The following is a 23,508-nucleotide window of genomic DNA, read 5'->3' on the forward strand; positions in this document are numbered from 1 at the left end:
GACGACCGCGACAGCCGCCGAACAACGCCTGAGGATTTCTTTAAGCCGTTGACGAAACGGCATCTGAGGCAAGGACAGGAGATGCGGACAAGGTGGTAAACTCAGGACGAACACTCGGATTGATCATGCTTGCGATCGGCCTTGCGATCGTGGCGGTAGGGCCAGCCTTCGCCCAGCAAGGATCGGCGCTCTCGACGTTGGAAAACCAGGTGGTCAGTGCCGCGAAGGATTGGGAGTCGACGGTGTCACGGGCAGCTCGGTCGCTCTTTTGGATCCTGGCTGGGATAGAAATTGGAATAGCAGCCGTATGGCTGGCGCTGCAAGCTGCGTCACTGGATAGTTGGTTCGCGGAACTCGTTCGCCGGATCATGTTCGTCGGTCTCTTTGCCTTTATCCTGGATCGGGGACCAGCCCTCGCCAAGGCGGTGGTGGACAGCCTATATCAGTTGGGCGCGGAAGGTGGCTCCGCTTCTCCGGCCGCGATCTTCGACGCTGGCATAGAGGTCGCGGACAAAATGTCCGAACAGGTCCAGTTCGGCCTCTTTGAGGACAACTCTCTGGCTATTGCCGCCGTCTTCGCCATGGTTGTTGTCGTCATCGCGTTCTCGCTCGTCGCCGCGGTGTTCGTCGCTGTCATCGTCGAAATGTATGTAGGCTTGTTGGCCGGCATGATCATGCTTGGATTAGGTGGTTCATCCTTCACCAAGGACTTCGCGGTCAAATATCTCGTCTATGCGTTTTCAGTCGGTATGAAGCTGATGGCACTGGTAATGATTGCGCGCATCGGCTCGGAGGTTCTCATCGGCTTGGCCGAGGTGTCGGTCGCGGCTGAACAGCAACTCATCACCAGCCTGGCGATCGCTGGCCTATCAGTTGTCGTCTTCATGATATCAATCTACGTCCCAAACATTCTGCAGGGTGTCGTCCAAGGCGTCTCCGTCAGCGGCGGCATGGAGGTGATCCGCCATGGCGGGCAGGCGGGATCATTCGCACTGGGCGCAGGGATTCTAGCTGGCGGTGGCGCCAGCGCGGGCTTTGCCGCCGCGCGTGCTGCGCGTGCCGAGGGTGCGTCCATAGCGGGCGCTGCCTTGCGCGGCGTTGGTGCGGGATTGAGCGCGACGGGCGAAGCGGTCGGATCCGCGGCCAAGGAAAAGGCGATCGGCTCACCCGGCGCCCATGCCAGCTCTCTTCTTGGCCTCGCCAATGCGAAACTCGATCAGGCGCAGGCACGCGGCGGTTTACGCCCGTCGCCGCTCCGCGACGACAAAAAATAATCACCGCAAGGATCGGTCGATGGCAATGCAACGCGCCCCTGAGAACCCATATCTCGCCGCCAGGCAGGAATGGAACGAACGATATGGTTCCTATGTCAGGGCGGCGGCGGCCTGGCGCGTTGTCGGCATGATCGCACTGGCAATGGCCGTGATCGGCTTCGTCTATGCGCTCTATTTGAGCACGCAGGTCAAACTCGTCCCCTATATCGTCGAGGTCGACAAGCTTGGGACCTCGGTCAGCGCGGGTTTTCCTCAGCAGATCGAATATGCCGACCCGCGGGTGGTTCGCGCCACGCTCGGTGGCTTCGTCACGAGCTTCCGGTCGGTGACGCCAGACGCCGTCGTTCAAAAGCAATACATCGATCGGACGTATGCGCTGCTTCGGACATCCGATCCGTCGACCGAGAAAATCAACGCCTGGTTCCGCGGCAATTCGCCGTTCGAGAAAGCCAAGAACGCGACAGTTGCGATCGAAGTCAGCAACATCGTCGCCCTCTCCAACCAGTCCTACCAGATCGACTGGACGGAGTTCGAGCGCGATCGGAAGGGAAAGGAAACCGGAACACGCCGATACCGCGGGATTGCGACCGTTACGCTGACGGCACCACAGGACGAGGGCGTGATCAGGCTTAATCCGATCGGTCTTTATCTGAAAGACTTCGAGTGGACCGCGCAGCTTTGAGGACAGGGATACGTCGATGAGAAGAGCAACATATCTCGCGGCCCTTGGCTGCGCCTGGGTCGTCGTCTTTGCGACAAACGAAGCCAAGGCGCAGAGCATGACCGCAAACGAAGCAAAGGGCGCGAACCTCTCAGGAAAGTGGCGCGGGGGCACGGGGCTCGTCACCAAGGGGGCGGATGGAAAGGTCATCTTCCTGTTTGGAGAAACTCAGCCGTCGGTGGTGTGTTCGCCGCTGCAGGTCTGCGACATCGAGCTTCAGGGCGGCGAGGTCGTTCGCGATGTGCTTGTCGGCGACACCGTTCGATGGAAGGTCGAACCGGCAACGTCCGGCGCCGCGGGCGGCCAGGCGATCCACCTCATCGTCAAACCGTCGGAACCAGGCCTCGTCACCTCCATGGTGGTGACGACCTCGCGCCGGACCTATCATATCCAGCTCAAATCACACACGAGCCAGTACATGGCGCGCGTCGGCTTCGACTATCCGGAGGATGTGTCGAGCAAGCTTGCCGATGTCAACGCCCGTCTCGAAGCTGGAAGGACGCCGGGAGCAGGCGTCCCGTCGGAGCAATTGACCTTCGCCTATTCGGTTAGCGGCAAAGCCTCGTGGAAGCCCATGCGCGTCTATTCGGACGGCCTGAAGACCTACATCCAGTTTCCCCGCTCGATCGCCGGTCAGGACGCGCCGGTGCTTTTTGTCGTCTCAGGCGGCCAAAATCGGGTCGTCAACTACCGTATGAAGAACGACATGATGGTAGTGGACTATAATATCGACCGCGCGGTTCTCATCTCCGGTGTTGGAAAGCACAAACAGAAGATCACCATTCGCAGGGGAGGGTGACCATGCGAAGCCTCCTACTATCCGTCATCGGGTGCCTGCTTGCAGGCTGCACGACCGCCACCGACGGCCCTACCGCTAGCTCAGTCTCGCGCGACCTCTCCGACCCTGCCGCCAGTGCGATCGCAGGCGACATGGTCGGTCGGCTTGCGGAACAGGTGGGCCCGGGGATCAACAAGGTCAAATGGAACGAGGACGCCACGCCCTTCGGGCAGGCCATGGAAGCCGCCCTGAAGGCATGGGGCTACGAGGTCGTGACGGAGCAGAAGCTCGACGAGACGAAACGCATGGTCGCCCTAACCTATGGCGTCGACGACCTTGAGGGGCAGGCGCTTGTTTCGATATCGGCAGGTTCGATTGAACTCGCGCGGGCTTACGCCACTAGCGCGACCGGCGCATCGCCGGCCAGCCCCGTCTCTGTCAGGCGCAATTAGGGGAGGAGAGGGGGGTGGTCCAATCGCTTCAGCTTGGCGGCGCTTCAAACAAGGACAGCAGCAACAAGCGGCTGAACCGCATCCCGATCATCATCGCCATCGCCCTGATCGTGCTCTTTCTCGGCGTGATCAGCTACGGTCTTTCGTCCCGCGGGTTTTATTTTCAAGGGGCGGATGGCATTGGTCAGGCCTCGAATGCGTCGGCCTCCACTTATGCCGATCAGCTGAAGCGAGGCGTCAAGGATGCCATCATCGGCGATCCCGAGCAGACACAGATCTATCAGCCGGCACCGGTCAGCAACAGGCAAGAGGAGAAGTCGCAACACACGGTCGAAACCGAAAAGACCGAAAGGGCGCGCAATAAGCCCGGTCTCGAGCCGGAGGAAGAATGGCTTGCCCGCCTCGGGCGTGAGCAGAAAGAGCAATTCCTGCGGGAGCGCCATCGCCAGCAAATGGCAAGTCTTCAAGCCAAAGCCGCAGCACTTGATTCACCACTTGCCGTCGATGTCAGTCTAAAGGATCTTTCCGCCGCCGATACGACGCAGGCGAATACCCAAAGCGCAAAAACACCTGGCGGGGCCTCAGACCTGTACGCCGCGGCGATGCAGGCAGGACTTTCAGGGCAAAACGGCGATCCCAACATGCAGTCAGCGAAAGAATCATTCTTCAACCAAGACATCAAGGATCTCGGCTATCTGCCGAACAAGGTGGCGCCTCAGATTTCACGCTACGAGCTGAAACGCGGTTCGGTCATCCCCGCCACGCTGATTACCGGCATAAGCTCCGATCTTCCGGGGCGGATTACCGCCCAGACAAGCCAGAATGTCTACGACAGCGCCACCGGCCACCAGTTGCTCGTCCCGCAAGGTGCCAAGCTCTTTGGCCGCTACGATCACAAGATCTCTTTCGGTCAGTCGCGCGTGCTGGTCGTGTGGACCGATATCATCTTTCCCAACGGCTCGACCCTTCAGCTCGGCGGCATGGCGGGGACCGACGCTGAAGGCTACGGCGGCTTTCGAGACCAAGTCGACCGACATTACCTTCAAACGTTCGGTTCGGCGGTTCTCATCGCTCTTATCGGCACAGGGGTCGATATGGCCATGCCGGAGAGTTCGACGGAGGATACCGCCTCGGACGCTGCCCGGCGGAATTTCGCGGATGTTTTCGGACGGTTATCCGAACGGAGCGTGGGCAAAAACCTCGACGTCCAGCCGACACTTCAAATCAGACCCGGCTACAAGTTCAACGTGCTGGTCGACCAGGACGTCGTTTTCCCAGGCCCTTATCGCAACTGATCTATACGCGCGCCAGCTAGGCCCGTCAGATCAGCCCGAACCGGCTTGCGACCGCCACGGCCTGTTTCTGGGTGTAGACGCCAAGCTTGGCCTTTACCCGATCGAGGTCCCAGCGCACGGTGTGATAGGTCAGGCCCGTCACATCGGCGATGGAGTGCATCGGAAGGCCTTCGGCCGCCCATCGCAGGCAAAGCGCCTCGCGATCGGAAAAGATGAAGTCCGGTCTTTGGGTCGGCGTGGTCGTACCCTGGAGCCGGGCATGGATCAGTGCCGCCGCGCCAGCTGCGCCGACCGTGTCGAGATCGTCCGGTCCCGAGGTCTCCAGGTGCCTGGCTGAGGCCAGCGTCAAGATGGCAAACTGGCCAAACCCCGTCCAGATGGGGATCGACAGACCTGACCGAATCCCGAATTCAGCCGCGGTATCGTAGAATTCCTTGATGCCATCGTCCGCGCGCCGGCGTTCGAAATCGGCTGACCACCTGAAAGCCCGCCTCAGTCGCTTGGCTGCGGTCACCACAGGATCGATGGCCATATAAGAACGGGAGAAATAGAGCGATTGCCATTCCTTTTGGTAGGTTGAAACGGCAAAGCTCTTTGCGGTATGGAGATTAAGGTAGGCAAACCGCTCAAATCCATGCGCTCGGGCAACGTCGCTCAATGCCGTCTTGAGGGAATGTTCGTTGGCGGCGGCGACCGTCGCGTCGATCAATCTGTCGAAAAGCGAACTTCCATGCATGGGATCACGTGCTCCCTGGAAATCTGACTGGCGGCCCGGGCAAGGCATCGGCGATGGCGTTCAGCAATGAGTATGTTCCTTGGTGATTTTCAAACTCAAACTGGACGTATTTGCGTGACGTCTGCGCTGATCGGTTTAGATGTGTCACAAATGTCCTGCAACCTGTTGGCGCCCCGAGCAACAAAACTTAATAATGTCGCTGTCTCGCCCCAAGCAGGCCGCGACGAGCTTGCGGCGCCCGCGGACAGCACCGTCCTCTGAAAATTCTCACGTGCCACTTCGAAAACGAGAACGAATGATACAGGGATTTCGATATACCGGCGGCTTGCAACGTTTCATCTCAGTCTTTTCAGCAGTCCGAAATCTCTTCGTCCCGCCGCACCAGAAACGCTCAGCCCTCGCCATCCACCTTCATCGGAAGCGGACGCCATTGTGAGGGCAAACGAAAAACCAGGCACCGCACACTGAAACGTTCGCGCCACTTCATGCTCGTTCACAGAGCCGGGCTCACGCCCGCCCTTACGTGCCTGGAACGTTTGCAGTTGTAGTAGCACAGGCCCGCGGTTGGGGCTTGCTTCGGGGATGGTGTGCTGGGTACTTGATCAGTTCGCCGATGGCGATCATGTGGAATTCGACCACTAGTATGCGGGAACCGTGTTGCCGATTGCCAGCAGCTGAAATCCGCCGTCGGCTGGTCCCCCCTATGAGTTTCGCTTGATCCCGTTGCTACGTGAATTCGATTTCAAATCAGGTATTTGCTTACCTGGTAATGCGTACTTGCCGCGCAGGCCGGACCTTGCACAGGGGGTTTTCATTTGTTTGCTGCGCAGTACATATAGACATTTTCGCGGATATGCGGCATAAGGGTAATATTTGCTGCGCAGGGAATATCTTTGGAACAGTCCATAGCTTTCGATATGTTGAGTGAGTTGACGGCTAGCCTCACGAAGGCAGGCGGGGAAATCACGTCCCAGCCCATGTTTGAGCCGCAGATGGGAAACTCTCACGCAGATTTCCTTATAGATGCGCGATTTTTTGATGCGCCTCTCAAACTTGTTGTCGAGGTCAAAAGATCAGCTTTTCCAAGAGACGTCAGGGAAGCAATCTGGCAGCTGAAGAAATACATTGCCGCCATGCCGCCAGGCAATTCCAGAGTTCTCCCCTTATTGATGGCCAATACCATTTCCCCAGGTGCACGTGCACTCCTGCGCGAGGAGAAGGTCGGTTATTTCGATCGTAGCGGCAGTCTCTATCTTTCGGCCGACAATCTCTTTGTTCTCGTCGAAAAGCCAGCCTCGAAGCAGCAGGCTCGATCGCTCAACAATCTGTTCGTTGGAAGTCGCGCACAGGCCCTCCATGCCGTCTGGACATTTAAGGACCAATGGTTCGGTGTGCATGAACTGGCCGAGCGGGCATCCGTATCTCCGACAACGGCATCCCAGGTTCTTATCGATCTAGAGCGCCGCGAATGGGTGAGCTCCAAGGGTGCCGGTCCATCGAAGGAAAGGATACTCTCCAATCCGCGCGCGCTACTTGACGAGTGGTCTTCCTATGTCGCTTCGATCAAGCCGAAGCCGCTCCGCTCGTACTATATGCGGATGACCAATATCGATGAGGCGATCCATGAGATTGACCGCATCTGCGATGAGACGGGAGTTCGCTACGAAATTTCCGGGCTCATGGCCGGGCAGATCCATGCACCGCACCTCTCGAAAATATCCCAAATCCATTGTCGCATCGATCATGGCGGCGAAAGCCTTCTTCGAAAACTGGGAGCAAAGGCCGTCAAAGAGGGTTGGAATCTGGGAGTTATAGACTCTAATCCACGGCATGACTTTCTGTTTCGCCAACGGGTCGGTCATGTCTGGGTCACAGATCCACTTCAAACTTACCTCGACCTCCTGCAGCTTGACAGCGGTCGCTCGAAGGAACTGGCCGACCATCTTCGGCTGACAAAACTCGCGGTACCCGAATGACAAAGCCCCAGATACTGACTGAATACAGTGCCGATGTTACCCGCGACTGCGAGCGCGTCCTGGTTACGCTCTTCAGCGGCCTCGGCCCCTGGCGTGATTCCGTCTTTCTGGTCGGTGGGCTTGCACCGCGCTACATCGTCACCAAGAGGCCGCCTGACGTCCCGCCTCATGCAGGAACCGGCGATATCGATGTCGTCGTCGATCTGTCGATCCTCGCCGACACCGAGGCATACCGGACGCTCGAGCAGAACCTCAAAAAAATGGGTTTCGAGCGTGCGCGAAATGACAAGGGCAATAAGGTCAACTGGCGTTGGCAGACCATGACCGAGCACGGCATTCTCGTCATTCTGGAGTTCTTGGCAGACGATCCGAAGCTCCGGGGTGGCGCATTGCAGGAACTGCCGACGGAAGGAAATGTTTCTGCGGTGAATATCCCTCACGCGTCGCTCGTGTTCGGGCACCACGATCGGATGGAAGTCACCGCTGATCTGTTGGGTGAAAAAGGCCGCTCGACAGAATCCATCCCCTACGCCGATATCGTGGCATTCACATGCCTCAAGGTGTTTGCCTTTGATCACCGGCGTGAGCGCAAAGATGCGCACGATCTCGTCTACTGCCTCGAACACGGAGAAGGCGGGCTCGCCGGTGCAATCGCCAAATTCCAAGAGGCTCTGAAGGGAAGCGATCGGGAGGTCATCGAACGTGCACTGACGATATTGCTCACCCGTTTTTGTGATCCGGAGCCAGACGAAGGCTACCTGCGCGAAGGCAACGTTGCCGTGGCGCAGTTCGAAATTGAAGGTGCTGCAGACGACACGGAAATCAGAGAAGCCCGGATTTTGCGCCAGCGTGCCGTCAATGACCTCATGCTCGAGTTTTTAAGCGCGCTTGATATGGCGTTCAAGTGATGCTCGGAGCGCGGGATCTCGTTACTTGGATGAAGTTATCAGGTGTAGGCCTCTCACATCGTTCAAGGCGGGCATTTTGCACGGCTCGATGATCGTTGTCTTCGATAGCCCCAACCTCTCGCCCTGGCTGCCCAGGCTGCTGGTATCGTCGCCGGACGCTGCCGTCGACGCAGCATTGACAGTATCGGCGCAACCGTCGTGCTGGAGCACGACGCCGATGCTGCTATCAAAGCGGGAAAGCTGACCTATATCTTGCAAGAGTATGAAGTTGAAGCGATCCCGGTTCACATCGTCCATCTTACCCGAAACAACATGCCTTTAAAGCGACGTCGGTTCATTGACTTCGCTGTGCCTAAGCTGCGAGAAGCGCTTGGTGAATTTGGGCGCGTTCCTCAGATAGAATAGCGGCCGCCCGCTCAGTTCCCTGCCCGTTGTGTAAGACGAGTCTTCGCTTGCTAGAAACAGCACAGTCTTTGCGAATTCGGCCGGCTCGCCGAAGCGCTCAGAGCGATCTTCTAGGCGATTGCGGGCGACAGTGTAAGCATTTAGCCGATTTCAGTGACAGGCCGTAGGTTCTGATCTCTTCAAGGCGAAGAAGCTGGTCCGGCATCCGCTCGATGCCAACTGCGGTTCACGCTCAACGACCGCTTTGCGCCCTCGTGTTGGCCCCCGGGAGCCGACATTGGCGATGACCTAAAGTTCATAGTCGCGCCACAAGCAGCCATTCCCGCAAGATCTGTGTGAGTCACGCCCTACTCGCCGGAACGCTCAGCCACCGATTACGGGGCTTTCCGACGGACCGACGTACCTCGCTCAGCTGGCGCCCGTGAGTGCAGACCGCAGGGCCGGCTCGCGCCAGTACGTCTCGACGTAACGCCGCGGCGCTTAAGCACTGCCGTGTGTGGACGCATCCTTGCCGTCGCCCTCTCTAACCGAGGCGTAAAATCGGCCGCCGGTGCAACAGTCTGAGGCCAGATAAAAGCCTTGTCCGGGCGTTGATGAAACAACGTGACATCGCCCCCTAACCGAAGAGCACTTACCCCGGCAAATTCGCTATCCATCGGCTTCAACAACCGCGGCAAAGAAATAGCCACCCATCCGCACGGTCTTGATGAGGATGGGGTTGTGGGGATTGTCCTCGATCTTGTGGCGCAAGCGACTGATGTGGACGTCGATGCTCCGTTCAATCGGGCCGGCCAGGCCTGCGTGAGTGGAGGCAAGCAATTCTTCCCGGCTGAGTATCCTGCCGGGGTTTTGACAAAAGACGACGAGCAGGTCGAACTCGGCCGCCGTCACGTCAACCACTGTCCCATCCGGTCGTCGCAATGCGCGTTGCCATGAGTCGAGGCGCCACCCATTGAATCGGAAGGGCTTTGACAGGCTATGTATCACGCGATCACGTGATGCCCGTCGCAACACGCTGCGGATCCGGGCAATCATTTCCCTGGTCCCGAAGGGACTGGAAATGCAATCATCGGCTCCGCTTTCGAAAGCGGCAAGGATGATGTCCTCACGCCCTTGCGCAACGACTGCGATGATCGGGATCGTGCTGACGGCGCGGATTTGCCGGCACAGACGAAGCGCATCTTCGGCCCGGACGACGGCGTCGAGGATCATCAAATCAAAGAGGTGCCGGCTGATGAGGGCACGCGCCCGCGCAAAGGTGACAGTCGTAGCCACCATGCCCTTGTGGATAATCGCTTCCGATAGCATCTGCCCGACGTCCCCGCCTCCAGCCGCGATCACGATCTCCGTTTTCTTCTCTCGATGCGGTTTTCCGGTGCCCGATCCCACTCCCGCCGTCCACAGTTTCCTGGCGCGCTATCGGCATGTGCATTGACGTCGCCGATGCTGAAGAAATCGCAGGTTGGGTTGGCGATGCCAACCTGCAATTTTGCGGGCATTGACAGCCTCGCCTCATAGACCGGGGATGGCAACAGGCGTGCTTCAGACGTCAATGACGCGATCTGACCTCGTCAATCGGCAGCCGGAGCCCGCCCGGGACTGTTGCCGCCGCTCAGGAAGTTCAAGCAGTGGACAATTTCCCGACAGACGCCGCCGGCAGGCAACGCAGTCGAGACAGGCAGATCCGCTGACGCCTGCCTGCGGGGAGGACGGGCCATTCGACGGTGAAGGCGAAGCATCATCCAAGCTCTTCATGCTGAGCGATCGTGCCACACTCATTTTCGTCTCCGATTGTCGCTGATGGAACGAAGATGCGCGGGTTCGCCTGGGCTTTCCAATTCTGCTCGAAGGGCATCCATGCTAAATCACGATCAATCGGCGAAGCAGCGCGGAAGGCGGGACATAATTCTTAATACGCAAGGCGCACACAGCATTTGAATTTCCTCAGACACCGTGGGATCGTACGGCCTCACACTCCGCTCAGCCCCCGGTGAATGCCCTGTGAAGCCGATTATTGTCATCGGTTCAACGGACGCAGATTTCAGCCTGTTTGCCCGCCATATACTTCGGCAGACCGGCTTTGAGACGCTCCTGACGACCAGCGCGAATGAGGCGATCGCAGCGGCAAGGACCGCTGGAGTGCGGGGCGTCGTGATCGATGGCAGGGTGGCGAATTCGGTTTCCGCCTGCGGAAGCTTGAAAGGCGATGCGACGACGGCTGGACTGAAGGTCATCGCGCTGGTCGGCGCCAACTCCGCCAGGCAATATGCCGATTTCATCAATGCCGGCGCCGACGAAAGCTTCGTGCGGCCTGTTTCACCGGACCACCTCCTGCGCGCATTGCACCCGCTTTCGTCACAGTTAGGCGCTTCGCAGGAGCTATTGTCATGCGGCGACATCGAAATGCATGTGCTGGCGCGGCGGGTCTGGAGGCGGGGCGTCGAGTTGCACCTCCCGCGTCTCGAGTTCGCCATTCTGCTGCATCTGCTCAAGGACCCCGGGCGCATCTATCTGAGGCATGAGCTCGCGTCGGCAGCCTGGCCGGCAGGTGTCTTCGTCGATCCAAAAACCATCAACGTTCACATTGGTCGGCTGCGTGAGACACTGACGGCGGTCGCGCCCACCGACCCGATCAGGACGGTTCGCGGTGTCGGCTATGGGCTCGTGGCAACCGGCTGGTCGGAAACGGAGGCCCCGTCAAATGCCCCCTGAGACTCAAATCGTCATCGTCGGCGGACGAATCGTCACCGGCGATGGAACCACGCTCCACGAGCGGGGGGTCGTGCGCATCCGTGGGACAAGGATCATCGACGTCGCGCCAGGTGAGGCCGATGCCCGAAGCGAGGCTGTCGTCCTCAACGCCGCCGGATGCACGGTCATTCCCGGTATCGTCAATGCGCATGCTCATGGGTGCATCCACGGCCCGTCCATGCCGAGCGGGTCGGTGCCCGTCCGGCCCACGGATGTCGACTACTTCAGAAACAGACATCTCCTGTCCGGAACAACCACCCTGCTCAACGTCTGCGGCTTAGCGCTGCCGGATGAGATCGATGGCCCCTCGAACCAGCGCCATGCGATGGATATCCATCTGACGACGGCGCATACCACGAGCAATCTGGCCGCGGCGATCGCGATTGATGGTGGCGGATTATCGGAGCGGCACAAGATCGCCCGCATCGATGACATGGTCGCCAAAGGCGCAAAGGCACTCGGAGAAGCAGGCGGCGGGCAGACGCTTGGTGGCGGGGCGCAGGACTATCGCTTTATACCTGCGGCTATAGAGGCCGCTACGGGAACATCAATCCATCCGAAGGAGGCGCGCGCACTCAAGGAAGCCGTGCTCGGCCGCTATCTCGATCGTGGCTTGCCCGATCTTCCGCGACTCAATGCTCTTCTGATCGAGTGCGGTCTCGCCGCTAAAATTTGTACGTCCGACCTCACAAAGCTGATCCGCGACACGGTGATGCCGCCCGTGGCGCTGTCACTGAAGGGTTTTGACGAGATCGCGGCAGCGTCTGAACGACTCAATTTTCCGGCGATCTTTCACAATGCGGCACCCACCGCGGCGACGCTGCTGAAGCTTGCGGAGACATATCCGAAGGCCCGCATCATCGCTGGGCATTCGAACCACCCGATGTTCCTTCCCGAAGAGGCAGTGCGTTTCGGGCTGCAACTGAGGGAGCGCGGCGTCGCCATCGACGTCTCGACGCTCGATTGCATCGAAACCCGCTGGCGCAATGACACCGCAAATATCGATGCTCTGGTCGAAGCGGGGCTCGTCGATACCCTATCGACAGACTTTGCCGGCGGAGACTGGGATAGTATTCTGTCGGCCATCCAGCGAATGGTGCGCAAGAGCCAGCTTTTGCTGCCGGCCGCAATCGCGCTTGCGACCGGCAACGTCTCGAAAACACTCCCGGAGCTTGCAGCCGATCGTGGCTTGCTGGAAACGGGTAAACGCGCCGACGTGGTCATCGTTGAGAACCACAATCTCGGTCGAGTCCGCCATGTCGTGGCAAACGGAGAGCTGGTGGTGTTCAACGCGGCGATGGGGGTTGGGGATTTGCACGCTTACGCCATGGCAGCGGGCCGTTAACGGGGCGTTGGACGCCGACCTCGGCGCCTTTGACCGCTTGCGCAATTGGGTGTCAACCGCCGAGGGCAATGCCCGTCATTGCGTCAGTTTCATCTGACGACAAGGATAGTGGTCGGCATCGGCTCGATGCCGTGTCCTAGCCTGGCGAACGCAGATGCCGCAGAAGTGGGTCCAGCTCTCCAGCCGCGAGGCCGAGGACGCCATCGATGATCGCCCCCTGCTTGGAAGGCGACAGGACATGCCGCGTGACGCGCAAAAACTTTTCTTCGATCGCCCGCCAGTCCATCGGACGCTGGGGATCGCCGGACGGGCCATCCAGTGCCGAGACGTATTTGTGCCGCCGTGTCTCGACAGTCACCTTCGCCAGAGTCTCGGCGGGAAAGAGCGCGTCGATCTCAAGATTGACGGTGATCCTCACCTGACGCGCGAGGTGAGTGAGGTCCGGCCGATTGAGAAGGCTCTCGCTGACGGGAGCAAGGGCGCCGCGGCCCTCGATCGCGGCAATGGCGACGCAATAGGGAAGACTATATTGAATGTCGACAAGGTTCGCGGGCGAAAGCAGGTTGCCGAGCTTGAGCGCCCAGCCGAAAGTCTCTACCTCCACCGAGACAATGTCCGCGGCCCTCAGTTCGTGAGCCTTCACAAGATCGAAGAGGCGATCGAGCGCCGGGTGTATATAGCGGCAACAGGCATAGGGCTTGAAATAAGTGCCGCAAATTTCAAAACGCTGCCCCAGTCCTTCCAGTATCCTCTGCCGGTCGTAATAGCCGGGATGATCGAGGAGATCTTCCGGCCCGGTATAGCCGTTGCGGGCGAGGTCGAGCGCCATAAGACCGGTGGCGGCACTCCAGGGAATCCCTTCCTTGACGTCATTGCCCGTGAGCCGGGAGTAGCCTGAACTTCCATTGGCCTGTTGATTGGGGGCAAGCACGCCGGCGATCGAAAGCGCCTGCGCGATCAAGGCCGGCTCGACCTTGAAGAGTGACGCCGCTGCCGCAACCGCGGCCAATGCGGCCCACCGTCCCGACTGCCGGGTCTGAATCCCTTCGGCATTTTGGGCCGCGGCCACTCTGACGCCGACATCATAACCCGAAACGATTGCCGACAGGACATCATCGGCTGAGACGCCGGCAAACGGCGCCAAGGTCAAGACGGTGGGAACGACACAGGCGCCCGGATGTCCGCGCGCTGCGCGATGTCCGTCGTCCAGGTCGAGCGCAGAGGCCGCGGTCGCGTTGGCGATCACGGCTGCGATGGGCATCACGGTCCGATCCGTCATCCAAATGGCCGCCTCGCCTTTGCCGAAGAGGGCGGTAGCGCTATTACGGGCCGCACGACTGCACTGAAGCGCAGCACCAGCAACCGCCGCCCCGATAAGATCGAGAATGCAACGCAAGGCGGTATCACGGGTGCTGACCGGGGGCGGAGCTGAGGAGAGCGAATGGACGTGCTCGGCGAGGAGGTGCGTGGTGTACATGGGATCTGTCGGCGTCTTCATAAGCTCAGACAGCCCTTCAGGTGTTTTCCTGCGTGCGAGCGAGATATTTTTCATAGGTCGCTTGCACGGCATAAAGGTCGAGCATCGGCAGGCCGACGCAGGTTACGCAAACCGGCGTGTCCGCCTCCCGGACCCAGTCGTTCGGCGCGGAGAGCTCCCTCACGCCAAGCAACGGACCGATCTCCTCCAGAGAAAGCCCTTTTCGGGAGAAGAGGAGGGCAATGCTTTGCGAGTTCCTGCGCGAGACCGTCTTGATGTCGTCACAGACGACGGTCCCGCTTTTCAAGGCTCGCTGCAGATAGGCTTCAGGCACTTCGTCTCCGCCAAGATGAAGCGTCACAGCCCCCCTGTTTAACTCCTCGTCCTCAAACAGCGGCTGGCGGGCATTCGTGGCGGTGATCAGCAGGGCGCATTCCTTCAGTCTTTGGTTGTCGGTTACGGCATGAAGCCCAAACGACGTCCGGTCAGCGAAGTCCGACAGCAGTCTTTCCACGCCTTCAATCGATCGGCTGCGGATGAAGATGTCTCCGATCAGGTCGGAACAGGCGAAATCAAGGCACTCGACCACACTTCGGGCGACGGGTCCCGATCCGAAAATGAAGCCCGACACAGGTACCCGGCAGCGAACAAACAGCTCAGCCACTTTCGACGCATAGGTGCCGGTTCTCAGAGCGGAAATCCCCGTCCCGTCGAGTATCGCCAAGGGCCGAAGCGTCCGTTTTTCCAAAAGGACGAAGGTCGACGTCGAGCGAGGCAGGCCAAGATGCCGATTGAAGGCGTTTGCGCCGATGATCTTGACGCCGCCATGGGTCGGATTGACGCAATAGAGAGCCGACAATTTCCAGCCGAGGCGCTCGTCGACGAAGTCACGCCTGAACGGGGCGACGCTCTGCCGCTGCCAGAACTCCTCCTCTGGAAGCGAGAGGACGGCCTTTCCTCCGACAGTCCTCCCGCTTTTGATATCCGCCCAGGCGGCATCCGTGGCTGCATGGATTTCCGCGATCGTGAGTTCCGCGCCGGCCGACTGCAGGTCCTGGCGGGTCAGAAAGCGGACATTGCAGTCCGTGGCATTGTCGAACATGGTCTCCTCCAACGACAAGACGTCGTTCCTCGAGGCGGAACCTAGCACCTGCCTGCGAACCGCTAGATCAAGCTTTGATGAAGCTTCAGCATCGTCGATAAAGAGAAGGCAAAGTTTCGGCGACGTTGGAGGCACGTCCGCCGGAACCGGTCGGCCGGAATTTTGCGCGCCAGCGCCGCAAAAAGGGACTGACGCGGAGGAGGTCGAATCGCGGCGTGGCTTCAGCTAGCGGTCTTTGAGCGATCTGGAGAGAGGAAAGCCCCAATCCAATGATCGTGACGCTCCACGAACTCGACCGGGCGCTCGAGGTCGGTCACGTCGAACTTGGCCGCATCGACGAGCCGCGGCGTTGATATCTCAACGTCTTGACTTGGTGCCGGGGGACAGGCGAACCTGCCTATCCGCGAGCAAAACGCGGTGCTCGGCCATCGGGATCAGGCGCCGAACCTCAGGCAGTCGAGCGGGGTCGATTTCGACCACAAGGACGCAGACGTCGTTTTCGGCCCGCGCCACAATCTGCCCCCACGGATCGCACACCATGGAATGACCGAAGGTCCGGCGGAGTTCCCCGTCCGGCATCGCATAGCTTCCGCACTGTCCGCAGGCCGCGAAATAAGCTTGGAATTCGATCGCGCGTGCCCGACACAGCACCTCCCAATGAGCCTGCCCGGTCTGGTAAGTGAAAGCAGCGGGCAGGACGAAGATATCGACCTTTTCCTCGGCGAGGCGATCGAACAGGCGCGAAAAACGCAGGTCGTAGCAGATTGCACAGCCGATCCGATGGCCGTCGAGTTCATAGATGAACAGATCGCGCCCCGGCGCCACGGCAGCAGACTCGGAATAGGTCTTTCCATCGGGCGCGGTGATGTCGAAGAGGTGAATTTTTCGGTAGAGGCCGACCTCCTCGCCCTTGGCGTTGAACACGACGGTGGTGTTGTAGACACGGTGATCCTGGCCGCGGCGCTCCATCAGGCTACCGGCATGGACCCAGACCGCGTTGTCCTTTGCGAACCGCTGAACGAGGACATATGCTTCGCCACCTGGTATGCGGTCCGCCGCGCGCCTCTTGTCGGCGACCGTCCCGCCAAGCCAGTCGAAATGTTCCGGCAGCACGATCAGGTCGGGTCTGCCGATCATAGCCTCGCGCATCAGCCGCGCGGCTTCGGCAAGATTATAGGCCCGATCGGGCTGCGAACTCAGTTGAACGAGGGCGATTTTCAAGACCTCGGCTCCTCGTCAAAGTCGAAGATCGACCGGCCGGAGGCCAAATGAGACCGGACAGCCACCGAGCGCTTCTGGCGCTCCAATGCCGCGTCAGCAAGGATCCTCAAGCGGTTGCGATCGGCCACGAACACACCTTCATTGTCCGCAAGCACCCCATAGCCAGGCAGAACCGCGACCGCGCCGCAGGCGATTGGCACGTTGAGCGAGCCACCAATCTGAAACTGGCGGTTCGTGGTTTTGGCGGAGACGCCGCGACACCAGACGGGAACGCCGGTGGCGATGATTTCATCGACATCCGTGCACGGACCGTCGATAACGATGCCCGCAGCCCCCTTGGCCTTTGCGGCGGCAGCGACACCACCACCGACACAGGCGATGTCGTCGCGATCGACGCGCGAGATCACCAGGATGTCGCCGGGCAACAGTAGATCGATCGCCTTGTAGATGATGACGCCGTCACGGCCTGGAGCCGCGACGGTGAAGGCGGCACCGGCCACGCGGGCAGGAAATACGGGTCGGATATCACCGCCGACAAATCCCAGGTGCTCGACATGGCCGATGGTCGCCGTGTCAACCGATGACAGTCGCTCGATCAGGTCAGCGGGCAGGGGAGGGCTTCTGTCGATCATCTGATAGAACGCTGTCATCGATTGGGCTTTCTCGCTGTTCGGTCGGTAGGCCTGGATCGGCTCAGACCGGCCGTTCGCCGGAAGTGGTGGTGCGATGCATGATCCGGATGGACGCGGGATCGAAGGAGTCGCGGCGGTGCATGGTGCAACGATTGTCCCACATCATGATGTCGCCCTCATCCCATTGCTGCACGAAGATGTGCTTCGTGTTCGTCGTGTGATCCCACAGTTCGGCGAGCAGCGCGTCGCTCTCATCGCGGCTCATGCCCACGATCCACGCGCCTTCAGTCGTTCCGCCGAGGTAAAGCGCCTTGCGGCCGGTCTCACCATGTGTGCGCACCAACGGATGCACGATGCCGCTCCATTCGCGGAAGTCCTGGCTTTTCGGCGTGGACTTGCCAAGCCTGAGCTTGCCCGTCTTGTCGTAGACGTTCTGGAAGAAGATCTGGCGCCCATCGACGGCGTTCTTTAGAGGAGCCGGCAGCGTGTCATAAGCGATATAGGTCGAGAGGAAATAAGTGTCGCCGCCTGAAGGCGGAACAGCGACGGCACGCAGGATCGCGCCCGCCGGCGGGCGTTCGTAGAACCACGTATCGGTGTGCCACGTCGCCTCGCTATTGCCCATCGCACCGCTTGGCTTGCCATCCTTCATCGCATTGCTGATGACGAGGATTTCCGGGTGGGTCGGATGACCGCCTTCCTGCAATTGCTTGGGATGGATGACGAACTCGCCGAAGTGACGCGAGAACTGCACCTGCTGGGCGTCGGTGATGCCGGCCTTCTTGAAACGGACGACGCCGTATTGCAGCCAGAACTTTCGCACCGCCGCGACGTCGTCGGCGTCATAGTCATTGAAGTCGAAACCCTCGATATCGCCGCAGACATTGCTGGCATGCTGAACGGCGCGAAGCCTTATTTTGGTGAGCATTCCTAAAACTCCTGTTGCTGACCTTCCTCTAAGGTCGCGATGATCGTAGGGCAGGCGAGCGACGCATCACCAATATCGATTGGATCGGATTGATAGGCGTAGCGTATCGATCGCCATCGGCTATTCCGGCAGGACCTGGATGTCGTCTGGATCGATGGAAAGCGCAACGACGTCGCCGATAACTGGAAGTGAGGCCGACAGCGATGAGCGTGTGAGCACCGTCAAGACGACCTGCGGATCGATCTCGACCGCGAGCTCCAGCGACGGACCGAGGTTGATGACCCGGCGGACGGTTCCGGACAGACGATTGACGCCGCACCCGCCGGCGTCGCCGGTGTTGTTCAGCACCGCGATGTCTTCGGGCCGGATGCAGCAGAAGCGGGCTTGCTGACGGTTCGGCGGGCGCTTCGCCCGCAAGCTGATCGCGCTCCCGGACAGGTGAAGGTTGAGGGTGGCTTCCTGCTCACTCGTCCCTTCGATGGTGAGGATGTTCGATTTCCCGATGAAATCCGCCACGAATGAGCTCGCCGGATGACGGTAGATCGAAGCAGGCCCGCCCGTTTGGGCAATGACCCCCTGCCACATCACCACGATCCGGTCGGACATCGCCATCGCTTCTTCCTGGTCGTGCGTCACGTAGACGAACGTCATGCCCAGCTGCTGCTGGAGTTCCTTCAGTTCGAGCCGCATGGCCTCTCGAAGCTTCAGATCGAGATTCGAGAGCGGCTCGTCGAGGAGCAGGACGGATGGGCGTGGCGCAATGGCACGCGCCAGAGCCACGCGTTGCTGCTGTCCACCCGACAATTCCCTCGGATAGCGCGCGCCGTAGTCTTCAAGATGAACACTTCGCAGCGCCGACGCCACGCCGCTTTCGATCTCCGATCGCGCCACGCTCTTCATCTTGAGGCCAAAACCGACGTTGTCGGCGACCGTCATGTGCGGAAAAAGCGCGTAGTTCTGGAACACCAGTCCGATATTTCGCCGTTCTGGTGGAACGCGGCCCTGGCTCCTCCCGCGGATCCTGATATCGCCGAACGACGGCTGGTTGAAGCCGGCGATCATGTTGAGCGTTGTCGTCTTCCCGCAGCCGGAGGGTCCGAGAATACTGACGAACTCACCCTGCGGGATCTGCAAGCTGATGTCCTTCACGACGGAGATCGCCCCGAAGGACTTGCTGACGGAGACGAGTTCAATATCGATGCTGCTCATTTGCTGCCACCATGGAGTTTGACGGAAAAGCCGCCGATCTTTTCAAAAAGGAAGATCACCGCGAGGATGAAAATCATCGACGCGACATTGACCGCCGCCATCACCGGATCGAGGCTGTATTCGAGGTAATTGATGACGGTGATCGGCAGCGTCGTATCGCCTGGTCGAACCAGGAACACCGACAGCGGAATGTTGTTGAAGGAGATGATGAAGGCGAAGGTCATGCCTGACAGCACACCAGGCCTGATCGCTGGCAAAAGAATGTGCTGCACCCGCTGCCGCTTGCTCGCCCCCAGGATTTGACCCGCCCGATCCAGATTGCGGTCGAAGTTCGCAATAGACGTCGCCACCATTCTCACGACGAATGGCAGGGCGAGGACGATGTGGGCGGCGATCAGCGCAGGCGTGCCAAGGAAGGACTGCAGCCCGACCAGCGACAGGAACAGGACGATCGCTACGCCCTTGACGATCTGCGGCACCGACAGCGGCGAGAGAAGCACCGACATCACCGCTTCACTGCCGCGAATCTTTTCATAGACGATGGCATAGGCTGCCATGACGCCGATGATGCCGCTGACGATAGAGACGATCACCGCGACCTTGACGCTGAGCAGAAAGGGCAGGAGCCAGCGCTGCGAGACGAGGTCGCCGTACCACCGCGCCGTCCACTCCCACGGCCGGAACGTCACCGCGGAGGTCGGGCTGAACGAGGCCGCTATGACGACGGCAAGTGGCAGCGTGATGAAGGTGAGCACACCGGCCAGCATGAGCCGGAAGAGGACCGAGAGGAACCAGTTCATGCCGTGGCCCTCCCGGCGCCGCTTCGCTTGGTACGGTGCCGCGTTTCAAACCGCACGCCAACGAACGAGATCACCAGCATCAGAAGGAGAAGCGCATTGGCCATGACGGCGGCAAAGGGCCAGTCGACGTAGAAGAGGACCTGCTCGGAGATCATCGTCGCCAGGACTTTGAAACCGGCGCCGCCGAGAAGTGCTGGTGTCGCGTAGGCGCTCGCGGCCATGGTGAACGAAAGCAGCAGCGAGCTGACAATTCCCGGAACGGAAAGCGGAACGATGACGTGGCGGACGACGGAGACGCGCGAGGCACCGAGCATCTGCGCCGCGCGCTCGAGACTTTCGTCGATGCCCTGAATGCTGGTCATCAGCGAGAGAATGCCGAACGGCAACACGACGTGGGTCAGGCCGACGACGACGGCAAAGAGATTCTTCGAAAGCGGGAGCGGCGACGAAATAAGACCGAGGTCAAGGAGAACATCGTTGATGAAGCCGCGATCTTCCAGAATGATGAGCCAGCCGTAGGTCCGCAGCACCACGCCCGCAAGTTCCGGTGCCAGCGCAAGGGCAAAGACGACCGCGCGCCACCGGCTCCTGGAACGAGCCAGAAAATAGGCGACCGGATACCCCAGCACAGTAACCGCGATCGCAACGAGTCCGGACATGATGGCCGTGCGACAGAATCCAGCAACCGAAAGTCCGTCGGTGAAAAACCGTCGGTAGCTCTCGACGGAAAATCCACCGACTTCCTCTTGTGAAAAGCTGATGCCGATCATCAGTCCCATCGGAAGCGCGAAAAAGACGCTCAGGAATACGGCAGCTGGCGACAAAGCCATGTAACTGTAGGATCTCCTGATTGGAGATAGAGACGCCGCCGGAACCGCAAGTGTGATGGTGTTCATCGCGACCTCTCAGTCTGCCTGGGGAACGACATCGCGGTCCCACTGCTCGGCCCAGCGCGGCAGGCGCTCGGCGACGAGCGACAGGTCCGGAAGAAGCAGGGTCTTGAGGTCAGCTTCCGAGGTGATCTGCCGCGTGCGAATCGCCTCGGGGACCTCTACGTCGGTTCGCGCGCTCCCGACCTTGTAGCCACCGATCCACGCTTCCTGACTTGTCTTTTCCAGGAAGAAATCGATGAACTTCATGGCCGATTGCTTGTTTTGTGCACCCGCGGGCACGTTTAGCGTGGCGATGAGAGGAATGGTGCCTTCCTTGGGACGGATGTAGTCAACGGGCAAGCCGGCATCGACGAGGAGTTGAGCGCGACCGTTCCAGAAAGGCATGGCCCAGACCGTGCCGTCCTTGATGTAGCTTTCAAGAATGGCAGACGATTGTTCGAATCCAATGGACTGCCTGGCGACAGCTTCCATGGCCTTGAAACCCGGATCGAGATTGTCGACAAGGTCGCCACCATTGATCACGGACATCATCTCGACGAGGTAGATGGCCATGATGTTTTGAAACGTCGGCAGCACGATCCTGCCCTTCAGCTCTGGGGCGAGGAGCGCCGTCCAGGAGGACGGCGTGGCAAGCTTGTCCTTCCGGTAGAGGAGCGACAGGTACTGGACTTCGTGCACGGCACCGCAGGGACCGGCCGCGGCCGCCAATCTCGGCATGAGCTTGGCAAGGTTCGGGATCGTGGCCGCGTCAAGTTTCTCCAGCACGCCGTCACGGCAGCCCTGCACCGACTGCGAAGCGGTCATGACGACGACATCGAACCCCGGTCGGCCCCCGGTCGCCTTGATTTTCGCATAGTCCTGCGAGGCCGAGCCGACCGGATCATAAATGACATCGATACCGAACTTGGCCTCGAACGGTTCGATGATCGCTTTTTCTATGATCTCCTCGTAGGGGCCGCCGTAGCTGTTGACCACAAGCGTTTCTGCTCGCAGGGGGGTGGACAGGATTGCTGTCATGATCGCCGAGAGCAGAATCCGGCTTTGCTTTGTTCCCATGGCTCGTCTCGCTTTTTTTGTGTTGTTGCCGTGGGGATGGTGGACAGCCGGCGGCCGGGGGTCCAATAACGATCGTCGAAGATTGTTGCCCCGCAGCTATCAATCGGGGGCCATCGCGATTTTCTCCCGACAATGGCAGCGATGACGATTTCGCATTCACAAGGTGGTTTTCTCGAAGCTTGGCGGCGCATCCCGTTCAGCGTTGTCTTCCCGCGGATCGCTATCCGTCGAATATCCGTGCAATGGAAATGATCGCTGCCCGCCCAAAGCCCAGCTTTCGCCGCGCGAGTTGCTTTGCCTGGTGTGAGCGAGACGAGGACGGACGGGCTTCGGAACGGCGATCGTCGCCGGTACCCTGAGGCGGAACCGAGCGCCACCATCTCGATGAAGCTCGCAAAACGCTCCGGCGCGATGTCGATGCCGCAATTCTTGGCCAGCACCAACAATCGCGAAGCTTCGATCGTTGCCTCGCAACATCATCGCTTCACGGCGCGCATCAGCCGCCTTATATATTCTTCTCAAGGAGAATGATTATGGTCCCTGTCTCACACATCTACACGCCTGCCGAGGCCGCCGCTGTGAGCGAGATTGCGATAAAGTCGGTGCACAACGCGATCGACAAGCGGATCGTCGCCAATCGTCCGTCCAGCACCGAGGGCCGAGCTCTTACTGAAGAGGATCTGCTTCGCTTGAAGCTCTGGTACGGCGTTGGATCGATCCTATCTGCCGAGCGCCGTAAACGAATGTTCGACACAATCGATGAGAACCCGGGCGCCGATACCGTAAGGGCCGACGATTACCTTATCATCGACGTCGCGCGGGCAAGGAAGCAATTGGCCGCGCGCGCAGAGGCGCTTCGAGAGGCTGAAAAATTGATCCAGAGCGTCAAAGGAGTTGTCGGCGGCGAACCGGTTTTTAAGGGAACTCGCGTTCCGGTGCGAACAATTGCCGCGATGAAAGCCCAAGGCGCGAGCACCGAGGAAATCGTCGAAGGCTATCCTTCGCTGACGGGGCGAATGGTGGAGCTTGCTGACATCTGGACTGCAGCCCATCCCGTTCGAGGACGGCCACGCAAACTTTCGGAGCTGGGCTTGACGGTGAAGTCGGAAAAGCGTCTTCGGCTAGCAAATGAGCGCGTTCCACAGTCGTCGGATAAGCCCTCTTGAAATTTCTGATCGACGAATGCCTCCACACATCACTCGTGGCCGTGGCTCAAGATCACGGCCACGATTGTTTTCACGTCAACTGGTTGGGGTTAAGCGGCGAGACGGACTGGGACCTGATGCTGCCTCGGATCGTCGCGGAAGATTTCACCTTCGTGACGAACAACGCTCGCGACTTTCGCAAGCTCTACGCCAAGGAACGGCTCCACGCGGGTCTCGTGATTATCGTGCCGCAAGTGCTACCTGCGCTTCAACGGGAACTATTTGTTCTTATTCTGCGGGAACTGGTAGGGGTGCAATATCTCGTCAACGAGGTGCTGGAAGTGACCATCGACGACGATACCGCCGTTCTGACGCGCTATCTGCTGCCGGAAACCTAGGCGTTT

The 23,508-nt window shown here is 59.8% G+C and carries 24 protein-coding genes and 1 pseudogene; 13 read left to right on the forward strand and 12 right to left on the reverse strand.

Features of this window, described 5'->3' with window-relative positions; all coding sequences use genetic code 11:
- Window positions 1–125: 125 nt before the first annotated feature.
- From trbL to trbI, 5 genes are read left to right on the forward strand one after another with little or no spacing between them, the layout of a single operon-like run.
- Window positions 126–1,274 (forward strand): P-type conjugative transfer protein TrbL, encoded by a 1,149-nt coding sequence (gene trbL, locus ACM5SV_RS12020; RefSeq protein ID WP_012760244.1) that lies wholly within the window; start codon window positions 126–128, stop codon window positions 1,272–1,274.
- Between the two features lie 19 nt (window positions 1,275–1,293).
- The gene (locus tag ACM5SV_RS12025; protein WP_012760245.1) at window positions 1,294–1,956 is read left to right on the forward strand and encodes a conjugal transfer protein TrbF; all 663 of its coding nucleotides are present in this window, start codon (window positions 1,294–1,296) and stop codon (window positions 1,954–1,956) included.
- 16 nt (window positions 1,957–1,972) lie between these two features.
- Window positions 1,973–2,794 carry a P-type conjugative transfer protein TrbG gene (gene trbG, locus ACM5SV_RS12030; RefSeq protein WP_012760246.1) on the forward strand — a complete coding sequence of 274 codons (822 nt, stop codon included), beginning with the start codon at window positions 1,973–1,975 and terminating at the stop codon, window positions 2,792–2,794.
- A 2-nt stretch (window positions 2,795–2,796) separates the two neighbouring features.
- Complete coding sequence (trbH, locus tag ACM5SV_RS12035; RefSeq protein ID WP_017997453.1) at window positions 2,797–3,225, forward strand: conjugal transfer protein TrbH; 429 nt, start codon at window positions 2,797–2,799, stop codon at window positions 3,223–3,225.
- Window positions 3,226–3,239: 14 nt separating this feature from the next.
- Complete coding sequence (trbI, locus tag ACM5SV_RS12040) at window positions 3,240–4,520, forward strand: IncP-type conjugal transfer protein TrbI (protein ID WP_419425247.1); 1,281 nt, start codon at window positions 3,240–3,242, stop codon at window positions 4,518–4,520.
- 25 nt (window positions 4,521–4,545) lie between these two features.
- Here the strand turns inward: trbI and ACM5SV_RS12045 are convergent, their stop codons facing one another.
- Window positions 4,546–5,256 carry an autoinducer binding domain-containing protein gene (locus ACM5SV_RS12045; protein ID WP_012760249.1) on the reverse strand — a complete coding sequence of 237 codons (711 nt, stop codon included), beginning with the start codon at window positions 5,254–5,256 and terminating at the stop codon, window positions 4,546–4,548.
- Window positions 5,257–5,512: 256 nt separating this feature from the next.
- Between ACM5SV_RS12045 and ACM5SV_RS12050 the strand changes: the two are divergent.
- The 4 genes and pseudogenes from ACM5SV_RS12050 to ACM5SV_RS12065 all read left to right on the forward strand — a co-directional run.
- Window positions 5,513–5,692 (forward strand): annotated as a pseudogene (locus ACM5SV_RS12050) (IS6 family transposase); the annotation flags it as partial.
- Between the two features lie 457 nt (window positions 5,693–6,149).
- Window positions 6,150–7,232, forward strand: coding sequence for a hypothetical protein (locus ACM5SV_RS12055; RefSeq protein ID WP_026157739.1), 1,083 nt, complete (start codon window positions 6,150–6,152; stop codon window positions 7,230–7,232).
- Complete coding sequence (locus ACM5SV_RS12060) at window positions 7,229–8,140, forward strand: hypothetical protein (protein ID WP_012760251.1); 912 nt, start codon at window positions 7,229–7,231, stop codon at window positions 8,138–8,140. The genes ACM5SV_RS12055 and ACM5SV_RS12060 overlap by 4 nt, the downstream gene beginning before the upstream one ends.
- A 198-nt stretch (window positions 8,141–8,338) precedes the next feature.
- On the forward strand, window positions 8,339–8,545 hold the full coding sequence (locus ACM5SV_RS12065) for a hypothetical protein (protein ID WP_210162204.1): 207 nt from the start codon (window positions 8,339–8,341) through the stop codon (window positions 8,543–8,545).
- Between the two features lie 648 nt (window positions 8,546–9,193).
- Here ACM5SV_RS12065 and ACM5SV_RS12070 read toward each other — a convergent pair.
- The gene (locus tag ACM5SV_RS12070; RefSeq protein WP_041935849.1) at window positions 9,194–9,934 is read right to left on the reverse strand and encodes a response regulator transcription factor; all 741 of its coding nucleotides are present in this window, start codon (window positions 9,932–9,934) and stop codon (window positions 9,194–9,196) included.
- 612 nt (window positions 9,935–10,546) lie between these two features.
- Here ACM5SV_RS12070 and ACM5SV_RS12075 point away from each other — a divergent pair.
- On the forward strand, window positions 10,547–11,257 hold the full coding sequence (locus tag ACM5SV_RS12075) for a winged helix-turn-helix transcriptional regulator (RefSeq protein ID WP_041935850.1): 711 nt from the start codon (window positions 10,547–10,549) through the stop codon (window positions 11,255–11,257).
- On the forward strand, window positions 11,247–12,641 hold the full coding sequence (locus ACM5SV_RS12080) for an amidohydrolase family protein (RefSeq protein WP_012760254.1): 1,395 nt from the start codon (window positions 11,247–11,249) through the stop codon (window positions 12,639–12,641). The genes ACM5SV_RS12075 and ACM5SV_RS12080 overlap by 11 nt, the downstream gene beginning before the upstream one ends.
- 136 nt (window positions 12,642–12,777) lie before the next feature.
- Here the strand turns inward: ACM5SV_RS12080 and ACM5SV_RS12085 are convergent, their stop codons facing one another.
- From ACM5SV_RS12085 to ACM5SV_RS12130, 10 genes are all read right to left on the reverse strand, one after another.
- Entirely contained in the window at window positions 12,778–14,139 is a 1,362-nt protein-coding gene (locus tag ACM5SV_RS12085; protein ID WP_012760255.1) for an MmgE/PrpD family protein, read from the reverse strand.
- A gap of 16 nt (window positions 14,140–14,155) precedes the next feature.
- Window positions 14,156–15,220, reverse strand: coding sequence for an ornithine cyclodeaminase (locus tag ACM5SV_RS12090; protein ID WP_419425248.1), 1,065 nt, complete (start codon window positions 15,218–15,220; stop codon window positions 14,156–14,158).
- A 357-nt stretch (window positions 15,221–15,577) separates the two neighbouring features.
- Entirely contained in the window at window positions 15,578–16,441 is an 864-nt protein-coding gene (locus ACM5SV_RS12095; protein WP_419425249.1) for a carbon-nitrogen hydrolase family protein, read from the reverse strand.
- Window positions 16,438–17,091: an RraA family protein gene (locus tag ACM5SV_RS12100; RefSeq protein WP_012760258.1), complete on the reverse strand. Its 654-nt coding sequence runs from the start codon at window positions 17,089–17,091 to the stop codon at window positions 16,438–16,440. Before ACM5SV_RS12100 ends, ACM5SV_RS12095 begins: the two co-directional genes overlap by 4 nt.
- Before the next feature lie 43 nt (window positions 17,092–17,134).
- Window positions 17,135–18,001 (reverse strand): TauD/TfdA dioxygenase family protein, encoded by an 867-nt coding sequence (locus ACM5SV_RS12105; protein WP_012760259.1) that lies wholly within the window; start codon window positions 17,999–18,001, stop codon window positions 17,135–17,137.
- Between the two features lie 120 nt (window positions 18,002–18,121).
- Window positions 18,122–19,210 carry an ABC transporter ATP-binding protein gene (locus tag ACM5SV_RS12110; protein ID WP_419425250.1) on the reverse strand — a complete coding sequence of 363 codons (1,089 nt, stop codon included), beginning with the start codon at window positions 19,208–19,210 and terminating at the stop codon, window positions 18,122–18,124.
- The gene (locus ACM5SV_RS12115) at window positions 19,207–20,010 is read right to left on the reverse strand and encodes an ABC transporter permease (RefSeq protein WP_012760261.1); all 804 of its coding nucleotides are present in this window, start codon (window positions 20,008–20,010) and stop codon (window positions 19,207–19,209) included. Before ACM5SV_RS12115 ends, ACM5SV_RS12110 begins: the two co-directional genes overlap by 4 nt.
- The gene (locus ACM5SV_RS12120) at window positions 20,007–20,906 is read right to left on the reverse strand and encodes an ABC transporter permease (RefSeq protein WP_012760262.1); all 900 of its coding nucleotides are present in this window, start codon (window positions 20,904–20,906) and stop codon (window positions 20,007–20,009) included. Before ACM5SV_RS12120 ends, ACM5SV_RS12115 begins: the two co-directional genes overlap by 4 nt.
- A gap of 9 nt (window positions 20,907–20,915) precedes the next feature.
- On the reverse strand, window positions 20,916–21,959 hold the full coding sequence (locus ACM5SV_RS12125; RefSeq protein ID WP_012760263.1) for an ABC transporter substrate-binding protein: 1,044 nt from the start codon (window positions 21,957–21,959) through the stop codon (window positions 20,916–20,918).
- On the reverse strand, window positions 21,917–22,405 hold the full coding sequence (locus ACM5SV_RS12130; protein WP_419425326.1) for a hypothetical protein: 489 nt from the start codon (window positions 22,403–22,405) through the stop codon (window positions 21,917–21,919). The genes ACM5SV_RS12125 and ACM5SV_RS12130 overlap by 43 nt, the downstream gene beginning before the upstream one ends.
- 87 nt (window positions 22,406–22,492) lie before the next feature.
- Here ACM5SV_RS12130 and ACM5SV_RS12135 point away from each other — a divergent pair, with 87 nt between their 5' ends.
- Entirely contained in the window at window positions 22,493–23,125 is a 633-nt protein-coding gene (locus ACM5SV_RS12135; RefSeq protein ID WP_222005419.1) for a DUF433 domain-containing protein, read from the forward strand.
- The gene (locus tag ACM5SV_RS12140) at window positions 23,122–23,502 is read left to right on the forward strand and encodes a DUF5615 family PIN-like protein (RefSeq protein WP_419425251.1); all 381 of its coding nucleotides are present in this window, start codon (window positions 23,122–23,124) and stop codon (window positions 23,500–23,502) included. The genes ACM5SV_RS12135 and ACM5SV_RS12140 overlap by 4 nt, the downstream gene beginning before the upstream one ends.
- Window positions 23,503–23,508: the final 6 nt, after the last annotated feature.

Source organism: Rhizobium sp. CRRU65 (assembly GCF_048551595.1).
Lineage (GTDB): Bacteria > Pseudomonadota > Alphaproteobacteria > Rhizobiales > Rhizobiaceae > Rhizobium > Rhizobium leguminosarum_J.